Here is a 16442-nt window from a genome sequence, read left to right on the forward strand (position 1 = left end):
GGGGGGAGATTAGCAACTACCCGAATTTCCCCGTCCTCGGGAATCCCTTTGGCACCATGCGTCCGGCCGAGGCTCGAGCACCGATCCACTCGACCAGCTCTTCACGTGATTTGATGAAGGTGCGGTCGGCCGAATCCTGCCAGGAGAGACCGCCCGCGAGCGTGAAGGTCTTGAGGTCGAGAACGCCGCCATCCTTGTATTTCTGCAGGCGAACGCCCTTGCCGCGCCCCATCTCAGGGATCTCGGCGAGTGGGAAGACCAGCATCTTGCGGTTCTCGCCGACGATGGCGAGATGGTCGCCGGCGACCGGCACACAGCGCTGGGCCTCGTCGGGCGCCTTGACGTTCATCACCTGCTTGCCCTTGCGAGTGTTGGCGACAACCTCTTCTTCCGGCACGACAAAACCATTGCCGTCGTGCGACACCAGCAGCAGCTTGCGCTTGGGATCATGGACAAAGGCGGTGACGATGTCCTGGTCGTTGTCCATGTCGACGATGATGCGGATCGGTTCGCCATGGCCGCGCCCACCCGGCAGCCGGTCGGCGCCGATCGTGTAGAACTTGCCGCCGGTGGTGAAGACCAGCACCTTGTCGGTGGTCTGGGCGTGGAAGGCGAGCTTGAGGCTGTCCCCCTCCTTGAAGGTCAGCAACGAATGATCGGTCAGGTGACCTTTCATCGCCCTGAGCCAGCCCTTTTCCGAAACGACCACGGTGACCGGCTCGCGCTCGATCATGGCATGGGCGATGTCGGTCAGGTCATGTTCGGGGGCGTCGGCGAACTGGGTCCGGCGCTTGCCGAGCTCGGTCTCCGGTCCGAATTTCTCGCGGATGCTGGAGACTTCCCACTTGATCGTCGACCACTGCCTGGCGTCGGACGCAAGCAGCGCCTCGATCTGCTTCTTCTCGATAGTGAGGCCGTCGAATTCCTTGCGGATCTCGAATTCCTCGAGCTTGCGCAGGGCCCTGAGCCGCATGTTGAGGATGGCTTCGGCCTGGTTGTCGGTGAGCGACCAGCGCGCCATCATGACTTGCTTGGGCTCGTCCTCCTCGCGGATGATCCTGATCACCTCATCGATGTTGAGATAAGCGATTAGATAGCCGGCGAGGATCTCCAGCCGCCTTTCGATCTCGCCGAGGCGATGCCTGGAGCGGCGGATCAGCACCTCGCGGCGGTGCTCCAGCCATTCCTTGAGCACGCCTTTCAGCGACAGCACGTTGGGTATCTTGCCGCGCGACAGGACGTTCATGTTGAGCGGAAAGCGGCTTTCGAGCTCGGTCAGTTTGAACAGCGATTCCATCAGGATTCCGGGATCGACAGAACGGCTCTTCGGCACCAGCACGACGCGGACGTCTTCGGCGCTCTCGTCGCGGATGTCTTCGAGCAGCGGCAATTTGCGCGCCATCAGCAGCTCGGCGATCTTTTCGATCAGCCGCGCCTTCTGGACGCCGTAGGGGATTTCGGTGACGACGATGCTCCAGGTGCCCCTGCCTTGGTCCTCCTGGCTCCATTTCGCCCTGACGCGGAAACCACCGCGACCGGTTTCATAGGCTTCGAGGATCGAGGCACGGCTATCGACGATGATGCCGCCGGTCGGGAAATCCGGACCTTGGACGAAGTCCATCAATGTCGTCACCGGTGCATCCGGATGCTCGATCAGATGCAGGGCGGCGGCGCAGAGCTCGGCGGCATTGTGCGGCGGGATCGAGGTCGCCATGCCGACGGCAATGCCGGACGAGCCGTTAGCGAGCAGGTTTGGGAAGGCGCCGGGCAGCACGACCGGCTCCTCGTCCTCCTCATTGTAGGTCGGCCGGTAGTCGACCGCATCCTCGGTGATACCGGACAGCAGCTCGGTCGCCACGTCGGTCATGCGCGCTTCGGTGTAGCGCATGGCGGCGGCGTTATCGCCGTCGATATTGCCGAAATTGCCCTGCCCGTCGACCAGGGGATAGCGCATCGAAAAATCCTGCGCCAGCCGCACCAGCGCGTCGTAGATCGACTGGTCGCCATGCGGATGGAACTTGCCCATCACCTCGCCGACGATGCGGGCGCATTTGGCGAACCCCTGGTCGGGGTTGAGCCTGAGCAGCCGCATGGCATGCATGATGCGGCGGTGGACCGGCTTCAGCCCGTCGCGCACATCCGGCAGCGCCCGGTGCATGATGGTCGACAGCGCATAGGCGAGATAGCGCTCTTCCAGCGCTTTCTTCAGATCGACCGGCTCGATGTTGTCGCCACCGCCATCGCCAGGCGGTAAAAGCCTTTTTCCCATGGGCTGGGACTAGCCGAGCGGGTGATTCGCGGCAAGAGGCGCTGAATGCGCCGCCCCTTCCGCAACACGAACTGGACGCCGACCAACATCAATCGGTTACATCCCGGCTCTATGGCAATGGATCGGATTTGCGTTTCGCCATGGTTTTCGACCATTGTGCGGGAGAACGCCTTTTTCCCGTCCAGTTCGTCACGGAAGGGTGGCGGCGCAACGAGTTGAAAAGACAATCTTCAGGACACGCTCAGGGGACTCGCGATGACGATCAGACGCTCGACACTTAACAAACTTGCTTTTTCGACGTTTTTGCTGACGCTGCCGCTGAACGCGGCCTTGGCGCAGGATGCGGCGGTCGCCGACCGGCTGAAGGCGGCTCTCGCCGCCCAGGGCGTCGACATCTCCTGGACCGGGGTGACGGGCGATGCCTCCAGCATGGTGCTGCAAGGCGTGGCCTTCAAACCGGCGGCCGAAAAGGAAGCGCTCAAGTTCGGCGACATCAAACTCGAAGGCGTGACCGAAGCCAATGGCGGTTATGAAATCGAAACCGTCTCGACTTCGGCGTTCCAGCACAGCGAAGACGGCGTCACGCTCGACCTCAGCCCCTTCGTCATCCACGACATGACGGTTCCCGCCGACGGCGCTACAGGCCCGCTGGGCTCGCTGATGATGTACAAATCGGCCGAACTCGACAACATGACGGTCAAGGTTGGCGACAAGACCGCCTTCTCGATGGACGGGCTCGCCATCGAAATCACCCCGCCGGCCGACGGCAAGGCGATGGCGTTCTCCGGCACCACGGAAAAGTTCAATGCCGACCTGACGCTGGTCGAGGACCCGAAGTCCAGGGAGGTGATCAACGCGCTCGGTTACCAGAACATCAGCGGGAACCTTAAAATGGCGGGCACCTGGCAGCCTGCGGACGGCAAGATGGAGCTGTCGAAATACGACATCTCCGTCGACAATGCCGGAACGCTCGGCATGACCTTCGGTTTCGGCGGCTACACGCTTGACGTTATCAAGTCGCTGCAGGAGATGCAGAAGAAGATGGCGGCGCAGCCCGAAGGCGCCGACAACTCGGCGCAAGGCATGGCCATGCTCGGCGTCTTGCAGCAGCTTTCGTTCAACAGCGCTTCGATCCGCTTCGACGACGATTCCTTGACCAACAAGGTGCTGGACTATGTCGGCAAGCAGCAAGGCATGTCCGGCAAGGACGTCGCCAACCAGGCCAAGGCGATCGTGCCTTTCGGCATGGCGCAGCTCAACAATCCCGAATTGACGGCGCAGGTGTCGGCTGCGGTCGGCAGATATCTCGACGATCCGCAGAGCATCGAGATCTTGGCCGAGCCGCCGGCAGCGGTGCCGTTCGCGCTGATCATGGCGGGCGCCATGTCAAACCCGGTGGACCTGACGAAGACGCTTGGCGTGACGGTCAAGGCGAACGAAGACTGACCGGCACGTCTCTGGCCGGTTTGCAAAATGCGCTTGCATTGGAAGTGTCAGCGCCGCCCCTCATCCGCCTGCCGGCACCTTCTCCCCGTATAGTGACGGGAAGAAGGGAGACGGCCGCGACGTTTGCGCCCATCTTGCAACGCTGGCAGTTGGCGAAATCATTTGTGACAGTGTCTTTCTCCCCGTCACTATACGGGGAGAAATGCCCGGCAGGGCAATGAGGGCAGCGCAAACCGACAGCGTTTAGCGTCGGTTGCGGGAGGTTTTTAACCCTCTTTCTTGGTCACCGCGACGCGCAGTGACAATTCGCGAAGCTGCTGCGGGCTGGCTTCTGATGGCGCGCTCATCAACAGATCATAGGCCTGCTGGTTCATCGGGAACATGGTCACTTCGCGCAGGTTCCTGGCGCCGACCAGCAGCATGACGACGCGGTCGATGCCGGCCGCCATGCCGCCATGCGGCGGTGCGCCATACTGGAAGGCGCGGTAGAGGCCACCGAAGCGCTCCTCGACCGTCTCGCGATCCAGGCCGACGATCTCGAATGCCTTGACCATGGTTTCGGGCAAATGGTTGCGGATGCCGCCCGACGCGATCTCGAAACCATTGCAGACCATGTCATATTGGAACGCTTTGATGCCGAGCAGATCCTCGCCGTTTAGCGCCTCGATGCCACCCTGCGGCATAGAGAACGGGTTGTGGCCGAAATCGACGAGCTTCTCGTCCTCGTTCCATTCGTAGAAGGGGAAGTCGACGATCCAGCACAATTCGAAGCGGTCGCGGTCGACGAGGTTCAGCTCCTCGCCGGCGCGGGTGCGCGCCGCTCCCGCGAACGAGCCGAACTTTTTCGGGTCGCCGGCGACGAAGAAGGCGGCGTCGCCATCGGCAAGGCCGAGTTGGAGGCGGATTGCCTCGGTGCGGTCCTCGCCAATGTTCTTGGCAAGCGGACCGGCGCCTTCGAGCTTCTCGCCCTCCTTGCGCCAGAAGATGTAGCCGAGGCCCGGCTGGCCCTCGCCTTGCGCCCACGAATTCATGCGGTCGCAGAAGGCGCGTGAACCACCGGTCTTGGCCGGAATGGCCCAGACTTCGGCCTTGGGGTCGTTGGCAAGGATGTTGGCGAAAACCTTGAAGCCGGAATCGCGGAAATGATCGGAGACCGCCTGCATCTCGATCGGGTTGCGCAGGTCCGGCTTGTCAGTGCCGTATTTGCGCATAGCGACGTCATAGGCGATGCGCGGGAACTCCTGCGTCACCGGCTTGCCGGCGGCAAAGGCCTCGAAGACCGCGCGCATGACCGGCTCCATTGTCGCCAGAACGTCGTCCTGCTCGACGAAGCTCATTTCCACGTCAAGCTGGTAGAATTCGCCCGGCAACCGGTCGGCGCGCGGGTCCTCGTCGCGGAAACACGGCGCGATCTGGAAGTAACGGTCGAAGCCCGACACCATGATCAATTGCTTGTATATCTGCGGTGCCTGCGGCAGCGCGTAGAAGGTGCCGGGATGGATGCGCGACGGCACCAGGAAGTCGCGCGCCCCTTCTGGCGACGAAGCGGTCAGGATCGGTGTCGAGAATTCGGTGAAGCCGACCTCGCCCATGCGCTTGCGCATCTCGGCGATGACCTTCGTGCGCGCCACGATGTTCTTGTGCAGCGTGTCGCGGCGCAGGTCGAGGAAGCGGTATTTGAGGCGGATATCCTCGGGATAGTCCGGCTCGCCGAACACCGGCAGCGGCAATTCCTTGGCCGCCGACAGCACTTCGATCTCGCGTGCAAAAACCTCGATCTCGCCGGTCGGCAGGTTGGCGTTCGCCGTCTCGGCCAGGCGCGCCTTGACCTCGCCGTCGACGCGGATGACCCACTCGCCGCGCACCGTCTCGGCAATCTTGAAGGCCGGCGAATCCGGATCGGCGACGATCTGGGTCAGGCCATAGTGGTCGCGCAAATCGATGAACAGCAAGCCGCCATGGTCGCGCACGCGATGCACCCAGCCCGACAGGCGAACGGAAGAACCGACGTCGCTCTTCCTCAACTGGGCACAGGTATGGCTGCGGTAACGATGCATTGTCATTGGTAGGTCCGGATGTTTGATTGCGGCCAAGGCATGATAGCCCGGCCCGAAAATTTGCGCGAAAAGCACATGAGAGGCCGCCTTTGTCAAGGCAGGCGGCGCACGGGCAGCATCTCGGTTCGAAGTTCGGCTTCGAGCCTAAGCGGTCATCGCTCGGAATGAGCCCTGGTCCAACATCAACCGCCAATGGTGGTTAGCGGGTGAAGCGCGCACCATCGCCAAGCGTGGCAACCCCGCACACAACAGCGGGATCGCGACGAAGTCCACATGATTCCACCATTCGTCGGGACGGTAGGTTCGAGGCCGATACGAGCTCATAAATGTGCGTCGCATGCAAATCGCGAACCACACTGACGATCATGCGAGCGTTGACGTAGTTGCCAAGCCCTCGACCCCTCTGCGATTGCGCGACCGCAACCAGCCCGACCCATGCTATGGGAATTGTGAGCCAGGTAGCCATGCGCGGTTGCCACGACGGTCCCCCTCTCGTCACCAACCACTACCGTCGTCGCCGGCCCCAGGGTTCCGGCAAGCAGCGACCCCGAAAACGGCACCACGCCCAACGCCGCCATGAAGGCCTGGATGCGGATCGTATACTCACCATCCGGCTCGGCCGCCATGTCTTGATCGAGAAGTCCATCGGGCAATCCCCGGCCGATAATCGCCTCCGATGCCGCCAGGGCACTTGCCTGGTCGGCGGAGAATACGTCCCAGGAATCGAAACGGAAGCCCCCCTTGGCCAATCGCGACTTGAGCTCATCCGCCTTGCTTGCAGGTATCATACGAAAGCCGCAGATGCCGTCGCGATTGAGTATCTTGTCGATCATTTCCCACCCGAACCGGTCGGGATCGTCGCACCCCATAGTGCGCCCGGTCTGGCACGCGCCGGGGGTTGCATTGATGAAGTCGACACTCGCCTCAGCTTGAGCTTGCAGGCGCTGCTGAACCTCTGTGCCGAAATAGCCTGACATGTGAAGCCCCCTGCGTGACTGCCCGGTGGAGTATAGCAAGCACGGTGGAATATACAGCCAGGCTGCTTCCTGCTGGAACCAACCGGGCCCCCTTCAGGGTATGACGCAGCGCGCAGAGGGATTTTCGGCCTTGCACGTCCTTGCATTTGCCGCTCGAATGACGTATAGCCATATGGCTATGCAAAAGGTGGCCAGTCTCGATCGAACGTTTCACGCTTTGGCGGACGGGACGCGTCGCTCAATGATTCATGCGCTCGCTCGAGGTGAGGCCAGAAGCGCCGGCGAACTCGGCCGCCAATTTCGCTCTACCCAGCCGACGATCTCCAAGCATCTGAAGGTGCTGGAGCAGGCCGGGCTTATTGAACGCGCCATTGAGGGGCGTGTTCATCAGTTCCGGTTGCGCCGAGAGCCTCTGCAGGATGCGCAGGCATGGATCGCGCGCCATCAGGCATTCTGGACGGGTGCGGTCGAGCAGCTCGATCGCCTTTTGTCGGAGGGCGCAAACGATGACCATCGATAAGACCGTCGCCGAAGTGCGCAGACGTTTCAGCGCCGCGCCCGAGGAAGTGTTTGCCGCCTTTGCCGAGGCCGAGCTGGTCGGAAGATGGCTGAAGCCGGCACCGGAGATCACACTCACCGTCCTGCAGTTCGAGTTCCACGTCAATGGCGCCTATCGCTTCGCCTACCAGCGGCAGCAAGGAGAAATCGTCATCGTCGGTGGCGCTTTTCTATCGATCGAGCAGCCTGCGAAGATCGTCTTTTCGTGGATAATCGAGCCGCCGGACGAGCATGCAGGCATCGAGTCGGAGGTCACGGTGATCATCACGCCGGACGGCGCCGGCAGCGAACTCGTCATCCGCCATGAAAAGCTTACGCGCAGCGACGCGATCGTGCGTCACGCCGTCGGCTGGCGTGGTGCTCTGGATCAGTTGACCGCGTTGCTCGAAGCACAGGATTTGCAGCATGACCGCTGACGAGCTTGCCGCAAGCGTCCGTGCCGCTCTCGCGGGCGTCGGTGATATCCGCGAAGTCAAGATGTTCGGCGGGCTAGGTTTCATGCTGAACGGCAACATGGTCGCGGCTGCGTCCCGGCGCGGTTTGCTGGTTCGCGTCGGCAAGGACCGCCAGCACGAAGCGCTTGCCGAGCCCGGAGCGCGTCCGATGGAGATGAGGGGGCGGGTAATGGAAGGCTACATCTACGTCGATCCCCCGGCGCTGACCGGTGAAGGAGTCGGCAGGTGGCTCCAACCGGCGATCGCCTTCGTGCAGACCCTGCCGCCAAAGCTGCCCGGCCAGAAGCCGGCTTTGACGAAAGGAAAACGGAAATGACACGCTTCTTCCTTGGTGTTCTTGCCTACGTCGTGCCGACATTCGCGCTCGGATTTGTCTGGCATCTGATCCTTTTCGAGCGCTATTACGCGGAGCTTGCGATCTATCGGAGCAACATCATCATCGCGTTTGGTTTCCTGTCGATGCTGATCCAGGCAGTCCTTTTCGCCTGGGTCTACGAACAGGCGTTTGCGCGGCGGAGCGGTACAATTCTGTCGCGCGGACTGGTCTACTCAGCCTTCGGCGCCGTTCTGTCGTGGAGCTTCACCACGCTCGCCGTCGCTGCAAAAAACGTGATGGCATCGGTTCCCGACTACCTCACGATCGAGACAGCATTCACGGTCGTGCAGTGGTTGCTCGTCGGGCCTCTGACCGCTTTTGCCTTCGGTCGATCCTCCTCACGAGACGCGCGAGTCGGGGTGTCGGAGCTCAAGGCCTGACCGAGGGAAGGCGCTTCGACTGACGGAAGCCGACTGCTACCTTCTGCCTTGATCGTGGTCAGGGTGGTCAAGCCGTGTACAATGGCCGTCATCGTCATACTGACGGGAGGACTACCATGCGCATTCGCACATTGACTGTCCTGATGACGCTGCTTGTTGGCACCTGCACATTTGCACACGCTCAGACAACGCCGATGTCAATCGAGGTGTTTCCATTCGAATTGGAAGACAAGAGCGCTGGCGCAGGAATAATTCCGCCGGATGAACACGATAGGCGCTATCTGTCCGAGTCGGCACAAATGGCGAAGGACATGCTCTCCCAGTCCGGGCGCTTTACAGTGGTTGATGCGCCAGCCAGCGATGAGCAGGCGGTTGCGCCGCACGGATTGCGCAACTGCGGCGGCTGTGAAGGCAAAATCGCCAAAGAACACGGCGCCTCTTTTGCCTTGCTGGGCGTCGTGACGCGTGTCAACCGAACAGAGCATACCATGTTCATTCGCATCCTCGACGCTGAAACCGGGAAACCTGTTTCCCAAGGCTTTACCGATCTTCGCATGGGTGCGAATTACGCGTGGCCCCGCTCCGTGAAATGGCTGATGACAAACAGAATTTTGCGGTAGGACGCCCACCATCCAAGCGCGCCATCGGGAGCGCGAAAGATCGCCCCTCAGCTAAAAATCACAATGAGAAACTGATTGTCGGTGCTGGCCTGCTAACCGCCGGGAATTGCCGCTGGCATTGGCGCGGGCGATGGTTCAAGAAGGATCAACGACAGGCCTTCCTTCATGTCCTCCATGCGCCCGCTGATCCCGCTCCTTATTGCCGCCGGCATCCTGCTCGGCGGCAACGGCCTGCAGAGCACCCTGATCGCGCTGCGCGGCGCGCAGGAGGGGTTTTCGGCCTCGACCATCGGCCTGATGGGCACGTTCTATTTCGCCGGCTTCCTGCTCGGCTGCCTCGCCGTCCCCCGCATCATGAAGGCCGTCGGCCATGTCCGCGCCTTTTCCGCGCTGGCGGCGATCGCTTCGGCGGGAACATTGCTTTTGGTGCTGGTCGTCGACCCGGTCATGTGGTGCGCGTTGCGCCTCGCCGGCGGCTTCTGCTTCGCCGGCCTGTTCACCATCATGGAAGCCTGGCTCAATTCCGGGGCCGCCAACAAGGACCGTGCGCGGGTGCTGGCTATCTACCGCATGGTCGACATCGGTTCGGTCACAGGCGCACAGTTCCTGATCCCGATCGTCGGCGCCGGTGGTTTCGCCATCTTTGCCGTCATGTCGATCATGATCACGCTCTCGCTGGTGCCGGTGTCGCTCGGCGACCGCTCCAACCCGACCCCGCCGGAAGACGTCAAGCTCGACCTGGCCCGCGTCTGGCGGATTTCGCCGCTCGGCTGCTTCGGCTGCATTGCCGTCGGTGTCACCAACAGCGCCTTCCGCACATTGTCGCCGGTTTACGCCGAACAGATCGGCATGTCGGTCACCGACGTCGTCACCTTCGTCAGCGTCGGCATCTTCGGCGGCGCCATCATCCAGTATCCGCTCGGCTACCTGTCCGACCGCTGGGACCGGCGTTCTGTGCTGCTGATAACGACGTGCTGCGCGCTGCTTGCATCGCTGGCGCTGGTGTTTTGGGCGCGCAGCGACCCGTCCCTCAACTTCGTGATCGTCTTCATCTTCGGCTGCTTCGCCATGCCGCTCTACTCGCTATCGGCGGCGCATTCCAACGACCGCGCCGACAAGGGCGAGTTTGTGCTGATCAACGCGGCGCTGATGCTGTTCTATTCCTTCGGCGCCATTGGCGGGCCGTTCGCCGCCTCGACGGCGATGCAGTATTTCGGGCCAAGCGCGCTGTTCGTGTTCACCGCCACGGTCTACGCCATCTTCGTCCTCGTCATCCTGTACCGGATGCAGGTGCGATCCGGCGTGCCGGCCGGCCATCGCAGCCGTTTCATCGGCCTTTTGCGCACATCGACGGTGTTCGCCAAGCTGGCCAAGCGCAACGACGATTCCGACGGGCCTGCGAAGCAATGATGACGGCCCGATATGTGTTGAACCGGGGCTGCGGCTTGACGAAAGCCCGCGCGGCTGAAATTGAAGGAGACCTTACCCTTTGCCAAAAGCGATTTGATGCACGTCATCACCACCCAAGAAGAACTTGAGACCGCTCTCGCCGCGTTCGAAAAGTCGGATTTCGTCACCGTCGACACCGAATTCATTCGCGAGACGACCTTTTGGCCGATCCTCTGCCTGATCCAGATGGCGGCGCCCGGGGTGACGGCGCTGATCGATCCGCTGTCACCCGATATCGACCTGAAGCCGTTCTTCAGGCTGATGGCCAACGAGGCCGTCGTCAAAGTCTTCCATGCGGCGCGCCAGGACATTGAAATCATCGTTCATCTCGGCGATCTGGTGCCGCATCCGGTGTTCGACACCCAGGTGGCGGCGATGGTTTGCGGCTTCGGCGACAGCGTCTCCTATGACCAGCTCGTCCAGAAGATCACCGGCGCTCGGCTCGACAAGTCCTCACGTTTCACCGACTGGCGCCACCGGCCGCTTTCCGAAAAACAGCTCGACTACGCGCTTGCCGACGTCACCCATCTGATCGAGGTCTACCAGCACCTCAGCGCCGAGCTGGTGCGGGAAAACCGCGCTCACTGGCTGAACGAGGAGATGGAGGTGCTGACAGCGCGTGAAACCTACGATCCGCATCCGGAGGACGCCTGGAAGCGGCTGAAGATGCGGCTGCGCAAGCCGCAGGAGCTGGCGATCGTGCAAGCAGTGGCCGCATGGCGCGAGCGCGAGGCGCGCGAACGCGACGTGCCGCGCGGCCGGGTGCTCAAGGACGACGCCATCTACGAGGTGGCGCAGCAGGCGCCGCGCGATGCGGCTGCACTCGGCAAGCTGCGCACCACGCCGAAAGGCTGGGAACGCTCAGTGACGGCAACGGCGCTGCTGGGCGCGATCAACGCCGCGCTTGCCTTGCCCAGGGAAGAGATGCCGAAGCTGCCGAAGAGTTTTCAGCCGCCCGAAGGCTCCAATGCCGCCGCGGAATTGCTGAAAGTGCTGTTGCGTATCGTCGCCGAAAAGGAGGGCGTCGCTTCGAAGGTGCTGGCCTCCAGCGACGACATTGACCGCATCGCCGCCGAGGGCGAGGCCGCCGACGTGCCGGCTTTGCAAGGCTGGCGACGCGCCGTGTTCGGCGAGGCCGCGCTCAAACTGGTGCGCGGCGAGATTGCGATCAAGTTCGACAAGCGCAAGATCGCGCTGTTCGATTTGTAGCGTCTGCCACATCCTTCTCCCCTTTGTGGGAGAAGGGGGTCAGCGCTGTTTCTGACCGGCCAGGTGGAAAACCGCAATGACGATCACCGGTATCGCCAGAAGCGCGAATTTGATGACGATCAGCGCCGAGGCAAACGACAGCGAATCCGGATTGGCCGACAGGAAATCTGAGAGCAGGCGGGCCACCGCGATGTTCTGCGCATAATCGGCAAGCGTGTAGGGCAGCACCAGAAAAAGCGCGAACAGCGACTGGAACTGCGCGGACAGGGCCCGGAAGATCTTCAGCCGCCGCCCGGTGGCCAGGATCAGGCTGACCAATGTCAGCGACAGCAGCGCCGGGAACAGCAGGTCGAAGGTCAGGTAGTGCCAGACCAGAATGATCTCGCTGCCGCGCCGGCCGAGCGCCGTCAGCCAGGCCATGCCCTCGTCCGGGGTGAAACCGGTAAAGCGCAAATCGAGCGACGGCAGGCCGCCGCTCAGCTGGCGGAAATAGAGGAACTCCATCGCCGTCATGGCGACAAAAACCGCCACGCAGACAAAGCAAAGTGCGGCAACGTGGCGCGACAGCCGCAGCATCATTGCCGTCAGGCTTCGTGCGAGCTGGTTAGGCTCCGCCGGGGTAATTCGGGCTTTCGCGGGTGATCGTGACGTCATGGGCGTGGCTTTCACGAAGTCCGGCGTTGGATATGCGTACAAAGGTGGCGCGGTCGCGGAAATCGGCAAGGTCGCGCCCGCCGACATAGCCCATAGCGGCTTTAAGGCCGCCAGCAAGCTGGTGCAGCACGCCGGACACAGGTCCTTTGTAGGGCACCTGTCCTTCGATGCCTTCCGGCACCAGTTTCAGCGTGTCGCGCACCTCGGCCTGGAAATAACGGTCGGCGGAGCCGCGCGCCATGGCGCCGACCGAGCCCATGCCGCGATAGGCTTTGAACGAGCGGCCCTGGTGCAGATAGACTTCGCCCGGGCTCTCGTCGGTGCCGGCCAGCAGCGAGCCGATCATGGCGGCACTGGCGCCGGCGGCGAGCGCCTTGGCGAGATCGCCGGAATATTTGATGCCGCCATCGGCAATGACCGAGACGCCCGATTTCTGCGCCGTCTCAACCGCCGACATGATCGCCGAAAGCTGCGGCATGCCGACGCCGGCGACGATGCGGGTGGTGCAGATGGACCCCGGCCCGATGCCGACCTTGACGGCGTCGGCGCCGGCATCGATCAGCGCCAGCGTGCCTTCTGATGTGGCGATGTTGCCGGCCAGGATGCGGACCGAATTGGACAGCTTCTTGGCCCGCGTCACCGCGTCGAGCACGCGTTGCGAGTGACCATGCGCGGTATCGATCACCAGAAGGTCGACGCCGGCATCGATGAGCCGTTCGGCGCGCTCGAACCCGTCATCGCCGACGCTGGTGGCGGCCGCCGCGCGCAAGCGTCCCTGCACGTCCTTGGTGGCGTGCGGATTGAGCTGCGACTTCTCGATGTCCTTGACGGTGATCAATCCGACGCAATTGCCGTCGCTATCGACCACGACCAGCTTCTCGATGCGGTGCTGGTGCAGGAGCCGCTTGGCCTCGTCCTGATCGACGTTCTCCTTGACCGTGATCAGGTTGTCACGGGTCATCAGCTCGTAGACTTTCTGCGCCGGGTCGGAAGCGAAGCGCACGTCGCGGTTGGTCAAGATGCCGACCAGCCGTCCGACCGTATGACCGCCAGCGCCGCCATTCTCGACCACCGGAATGCCCGAGATGCTGTAAGTGCGCATCAGCCCCAGGGCGTCGGCGAGCGTCGCGTCGGGGCCGATGGTGACGGGGTTGACCACCATGCCGGATTCGAATTTCTTCACCTGCCGCACCTGCTCGGCCTGTTCGGCCGGCGAGAAATTGCGGTGGATGACGCCGATGCCGCCGGCCTGGGCCATGGCGATGGCAAGGCGCGCCTCGGTGACCGTATCCATCGCGGCGGACAGGATCGGCACGTTGAGATCGATGTCGCCGGCAATGCGGGTGCGGATGTCGGTCTCGCCGGGCATAACCTCGGAATGACCCGGCTGCAGCAGCACGTCGTCAAAGGTCAGCGCCAACGCGCCCGTGGACGTTTCGATAATCTTTGCCATGGCCAGCCCTCGGAATGCATGAAAAGCGCTGGACCGGATGGACAGCGCCGACTCGTCTTCTTCCCTTTCAGGATTGGCGCTGGCTCGTAACACGTCCCGTCGCCGATGAAAAGCCGATTGCTTGTGCGCGACAGCGCTGCGAACTCAGCTTAATGCCTTTCGCCGTGAAGGACTGGTGACCGGCATTCACCGCTGGTGATTGGCGAAAGCCGAAGCGGCATCGATCTCCCCCCTCGTGGCATAAGAAGGGGAAAAGGAAAAGACGCTAACCTTTAAAATCCTTCGCCAACAAATAAAGCTCCACCGACTCATCCCGCGAGGCCGGCGGCTTGACGTGATGGACCGAGCGGAAATTCTGCTTGAGCCTGGCGAGCAGTTCGTTTTCGGCGCCGCCCTGAAAGGTCTTGGCGAGGAAATGGCCGCCTGGCTTGAGCACCGACAGGGCGAAATCGGCGGCCACCTCGCACAGATACATGGTGCGAATGTGATCGGTCCTTTTATGCCCGGTGGTAGGTGCGGCCATGTCTGAGAGCACGATATCCGGTGGGCCGCCCAGCGTTTCGGCGAGCTTTTCCGGCGCCTGCGGATCGAGAAAATCCATCAACAGCACCGGCGCGCCGGGCACCGCATCCATCTCCAGATAGTCGATGCCGACGACATGCGGGTGTTCGGCCGTCGATTTCGTGCGCGCGGCGGCGACCTGGCACCAGCCGCCGGGTGCCGCGCCAAGATCGATGACCTTCATGCCGGGCTTGAGCAGATGGTGCTTGTCGTCGATCTCGATCAGCTTGTAGGCAGCGCGCGAGCGGTAGCCGTCGGCCTTGGAGCGCTGGACATAGGGGTCGTTGATGTGGCGCTGCAGCCAGCGGCGCGACGATTCCTTCAACCCGCTCTTCTTCTTGATCCGCGTCTTCAGCACGCGAATGCCGGCAGAGCCTGGCTTTTCCGGTTTCTTGGTCATTGCCTGATTTCTTGTTCGAGCATGATCTTTTCCGAACCGAAGGACCGCGTCAGCGAAAACCGGTTGCCACTTTTCGCTGACGCGGTCCTTCGGTTCGGGATCATGCTCTGCCACGCCCGTTGTTGCGCCAGACGCCGTCGTCGGCCATCAGTTCGCTCAATATGCCTTCGCGCAGGCCGCGGTCGGCGACGCGCAGCCTTTCCGACGGCCACACTGCGCGGATCGCTTCCAAGATGGCGCAGCCGGCCAGCACCAGATCGGCGCGATCGGCACCGATGCAGGGATTGGCGACGCGCTGCTGGAAATCCCAGCCGACCAGTTTTTCGACCATGCGGTCGACGCTGTCGCGGTCCATCCACAGCCCGTCGACGCGGCGGCGGTCGTAGCGTTCCAGGTCAAGGTGGACGCCGGCCAGGGTCGTCACCGTGCCCGAGGTGCCGAGCAGGTGGAATTTCGGGCTGGCGAGCACATGGCTCAGCCGGTCGCGCCCGTCAAAGGCGTGCAGGCGCACGGCCACATCCTCGACCATGGCGGCGAAAACCTCGCGGGTGACGGTTCGGCCACCGAAGCGCTCGGCCAGCGAGACCACGCCGACCGGCAGCGATGTCCACGAGACGATGTGGTTTGCGAGCCTCGGCGAGCGGTGGCCGGAGAGATCGATCAGCGCGATTTCCGAGGAGCCGCCGCCGATGTCGAACAGGACGACGCCCTGCGTGTCGCGGTCGACCAGCGAGCCGCAGCCCGAAACCGCCAGCCGCGCCTCGGTCTGGCGGTCGATGATCTCGAGCTTCAAGCCCGCCTCGAGCTCGACGCGGTCGAGGAATTCGGCGCCGTTTGCGGCCGTGCGGCAGGCCTCGGTGGCGATCAGTCTTGCCTTCCTGATCTTGCGGCTGCGCAATTTGTCGCCGCAGATCTTCAGCGCCTCGACCGCTCGGTCCATCGCCGGCTGCCCAAGCCGGCCATTGGCGGTGAGGCCCTCGCCCAGCCTGACGATGCGCGAGAAAGCGTCGATGACGCGGAACTGGCCATGCCGCGTCGGCACCGCCACCAGCAGCCGGCAATTGTTGGTGCCGAGGTCGAGTGCGGCAAACACCGGCAGTTCCTGCACCGGCGGGCGGCGGACATCCTGCTCCGGCCTGCTTGGCGCAGCTGACGGCAAAGCCGCGACGATCGCCTCGGGCGGGCGGCTGGCTGGAGCGCTGCCGGCGGGCGCCGACAGTCCGGCCGCTGCGAGGTGAGCGTCATCGCGCACAAAAACCTTGCGGCCGCGCCGGCGCTTGCGCCGCTTCCTGGTCTTGGCCTTCTGCTGGCCATTCTTGTGCTGGGACGCGTCGCCTGCCTGTCCATCACCGGACCAAGCCTGCACCGGGCGGCCGTTGTGCCGGCCGGCGGGTGGGCTTGCCTGGCCTGAAGGCGGCGGCGAAGCCCTGGACACGCCCACTTCCGGCGCGCCGGCGCCGGTGTCGTGGTCTTCCACTGTCGTTCCTTCCGGCGCCGCGCGAACCGGAGACCGGACGCAGCAGGCGCTTTCACGTGTTCTAAGTTGCCGCCAGACTAGCAGCGCCGGGCCGGATCACC

General features: G+C 63.0%; 16 protein-coding genes. 8 read left to right on the forward strand and 8 right to left on the reverse strand.

The window, feature by feature from the left end; genetic code table 11:
• Positions 1 to 16: 16 nt before the first annotated feature.
• Positions 17 to 2269, reverse strand: coding sequence for a DNA topoisomerase IV subunit A (gene parC / locus AC0L14_RS16395; RefSeq protein WP_473528411.1), 2253 nt, complete (start codon positions 2267 to 2269; stop codon positions 17 to 19).
• A gap of 255 nt (positions 2270 to 2524) precedes the next feature.
• Between parC and AC0L14_RS16400 the strand changes: the two genes are divergently transcribed.
• Positions 2525 to 3715 (forward strand): hypothetical protein, encoded by a 1191-nt coding sequence (locus AC0L14_RS16400; RefSeq protein WP_473487736.1) that lies wholly within the window; start codon positions 2525 to 2527, stop codon positions 3713 to 3715.
• 266 nt (positions 3716 to 3981) lie between these two features.
• Here AC0L14_RS16400 and aspS read toward each other — a convergent pair whose 3' ends face one another.
• The 3 genes from aspS to AC0L14_RS16415 all read right to left on the reverse strand — a co-directional run bounded on the left by aspS (position 3982) and on the right by AC0L14_RS16415 (position 6749).
• A complete protein-coding gene (gene aspS / locus AC0L14_RS16405) occupies positions 3982 to 5772 on the reverse strand; it encodes an aspartate--tRNA ligase (RefSeq protein WP_473750176.1) in 1791 nt (596 codons plus the stop codon).
• Positions 5773 to 5971: 199 nt separating this feature from the next.
• On the reverse strand, positions 5972 to 6199 hold the full coding sequence (locus AC0L14_RS16410) for a GNAT family protein (RefSeq protein ID WP_473750177.1): 228 nt from the start codon (positions 6197 to 6199) through the stop codon (positions 5972 to 5974).
• Positions 6093 to 6749, reverse strand: a complete 657-nt coding sequence (locus tag AC0L14_RS16415) for a hypothetical protein (protein WP_473750183.1) — start codon at positions 6747 to 6749, stop codon at positions 6093 to 6095. The genes AC0L14_RS16410 and AC0L14_RS16415 overlap by 107 nt, the downstream gene beginning before the upstream one ends.
• Positions 6750 to 6927: 178 nt before the next feature.
• Here AC0L14_RS16415 and AC0L14_RS16420 point away from each other — a divergent pair, with 178 nt between their 5' ends.
• The 7 genes from AC0L14_RS16420 (at position 6928) to rnd (ending at position 11796) form a co-directional block, all read left to right on the forward strand.
• A complete protein-coding gene (locus AC0L14_RS16420) occupies positions 6928 to 7269 on the forward strand; it encodes an ArsR/SmtB family transcription factor (RefSeq protein WP_473487788.1) in 342 nt (113 codons plus the stop codon).
• Positions 7256 to 7723 carry an SRPBCC family protein gene (locus tag AC0L14_RS16425; RefSeq protein ID WP_473487738.1) on the forward strand — a complete coding sequence of 156 codons (468 nt, stop codon included), beginning with the start codon at positions 7256 to 7258 and terminating at the stop codon, positions 7721 to 7723. Before AC0L14_RS16420 ends, AC0L14_RS16425 begins: the two co-directional genes overlap by 14 nt.
• The gene (locus AC0L14_RS16430) at positions 7713 to 8078 is read left to right on the forward strand and encodes a TfoX/Sxy family protein (RefSeq protein WP_473528415.1); all 366 of its coding nucleotides are present in this window, start codon (positions 7713 to 7715) and stop codon (positions 8076 to 8078) included. Before AC0L14_RS16425 ends, AC0L14_RS16430 begins: the two co-directional genes overlap by 11 nt.
• On the forward strand, positions 8075 to 8518 hold the full coding sequence (locus AC0L14_RS16435) for a hypothetical protein (RefSeq protein ID WP_473528416.1): 444 nt from the start codon (positions 8075 to 8077) through the stop codon (positions 8516 to 8518). The genes AC0L14_RS16430 and AC0L14_RS16435 overlap by 4 nt, the downstream gene beginning before the upstream one ends.
• 116 nt (positions 8519 to 8634) lie before the next feature.
• Positions 8635 to 9138, forward strand: a complete 504-nt coding sequence (locus AC0L14_RS16440) for a DUF3280 domain-containing protein (RefSeq protein WP_473528417.1) — start codon at positions 8635 to 8637, stop codon at positions 9136 to 9138.
• A gap of 165 nt (positions 9139 to 9303) precedes the next feature.
• A complete protein-coding gene (locus AC0L14_RS16445; RefSeq protein WP_473528418.1) occupies positions 9304 to 10548 on the forward strand; it encodes an MFS transporter in 1245 nt (414 codons plus the stop codon).
• Positions 10549 to 10644: 96 nt separating this feature from the next.
• Positions 10645 to 11796, forward strand: coding sequence for a ribonuclease D (gene rnd / locus AC0L14_RS16450; RefSeq protein WP_473750120.1), 1152 nt, complete (start codon positions 10645 to 10647; stop codon positions 11794 to 11796).
• 39 nt (positions 11797 to 11835) lie between these two features.
• Here rnd and AC0L14_RS16455 read toward each other — a convergent pair whose 3' ends face one another.
• The 4 genes from AC0L14_RS16455 to AC0L14_RS16470 form a co-directional block, all read right to left on the reverse strand.
• Positions 11836 to 12375: a hypothetical protein gene (locus AC0L14_RS16455; protein WP_473750121.1), complete on the reverse strand. Its 540-nt coding sequence runs from the start codon at positions 12373 to 12375 to the stop codon at positions 11836 to 11838.
• Between the two features lie 25 nt (positions 12376 to 12400).
• A complete protein-coding gene (gene guaB / locus AC0L14_RS16460) occupies positions 12401 to 13903 on the reverse strand; it encodes an IMP dehydrogenase (RefSeq protein WP_473750122.1) in 1503 nt (500 codons plus the stop codon).
• Between the two features lie 265 nt (positions 13904 to 14168).
• On the reverse strand, positions 14169 to 14864 hold the full coding sequence (locus AC0L14_RS16465) for an RlmE family RNA methyltransferase (protein WP_473750123.1): 696 nt from the start codon (positions 14862 to 14864) through the stop codon (positions 14169 to 14171).
• A gap of 100 nt (positions 14865 to 14964) precedes the next feature.
• Positions 14965 to 16341 (reverse strand): Ppx/GppA phosphatase family protein, encoded by a 1377-nt coding sequence (locus tag AC0L14_RS16470; RefSeq protein WP_473750124.1) that lies wholly within the window; start codon positions 16339 to 16341, stop codon positions 14965 to 14967.
• Positions 16342 to 16442: the final 101 nt, after the last annotated feature.

It is taken from the genome of Mesorhizobium sp. WSM4841, assembly GCF_055811515.1.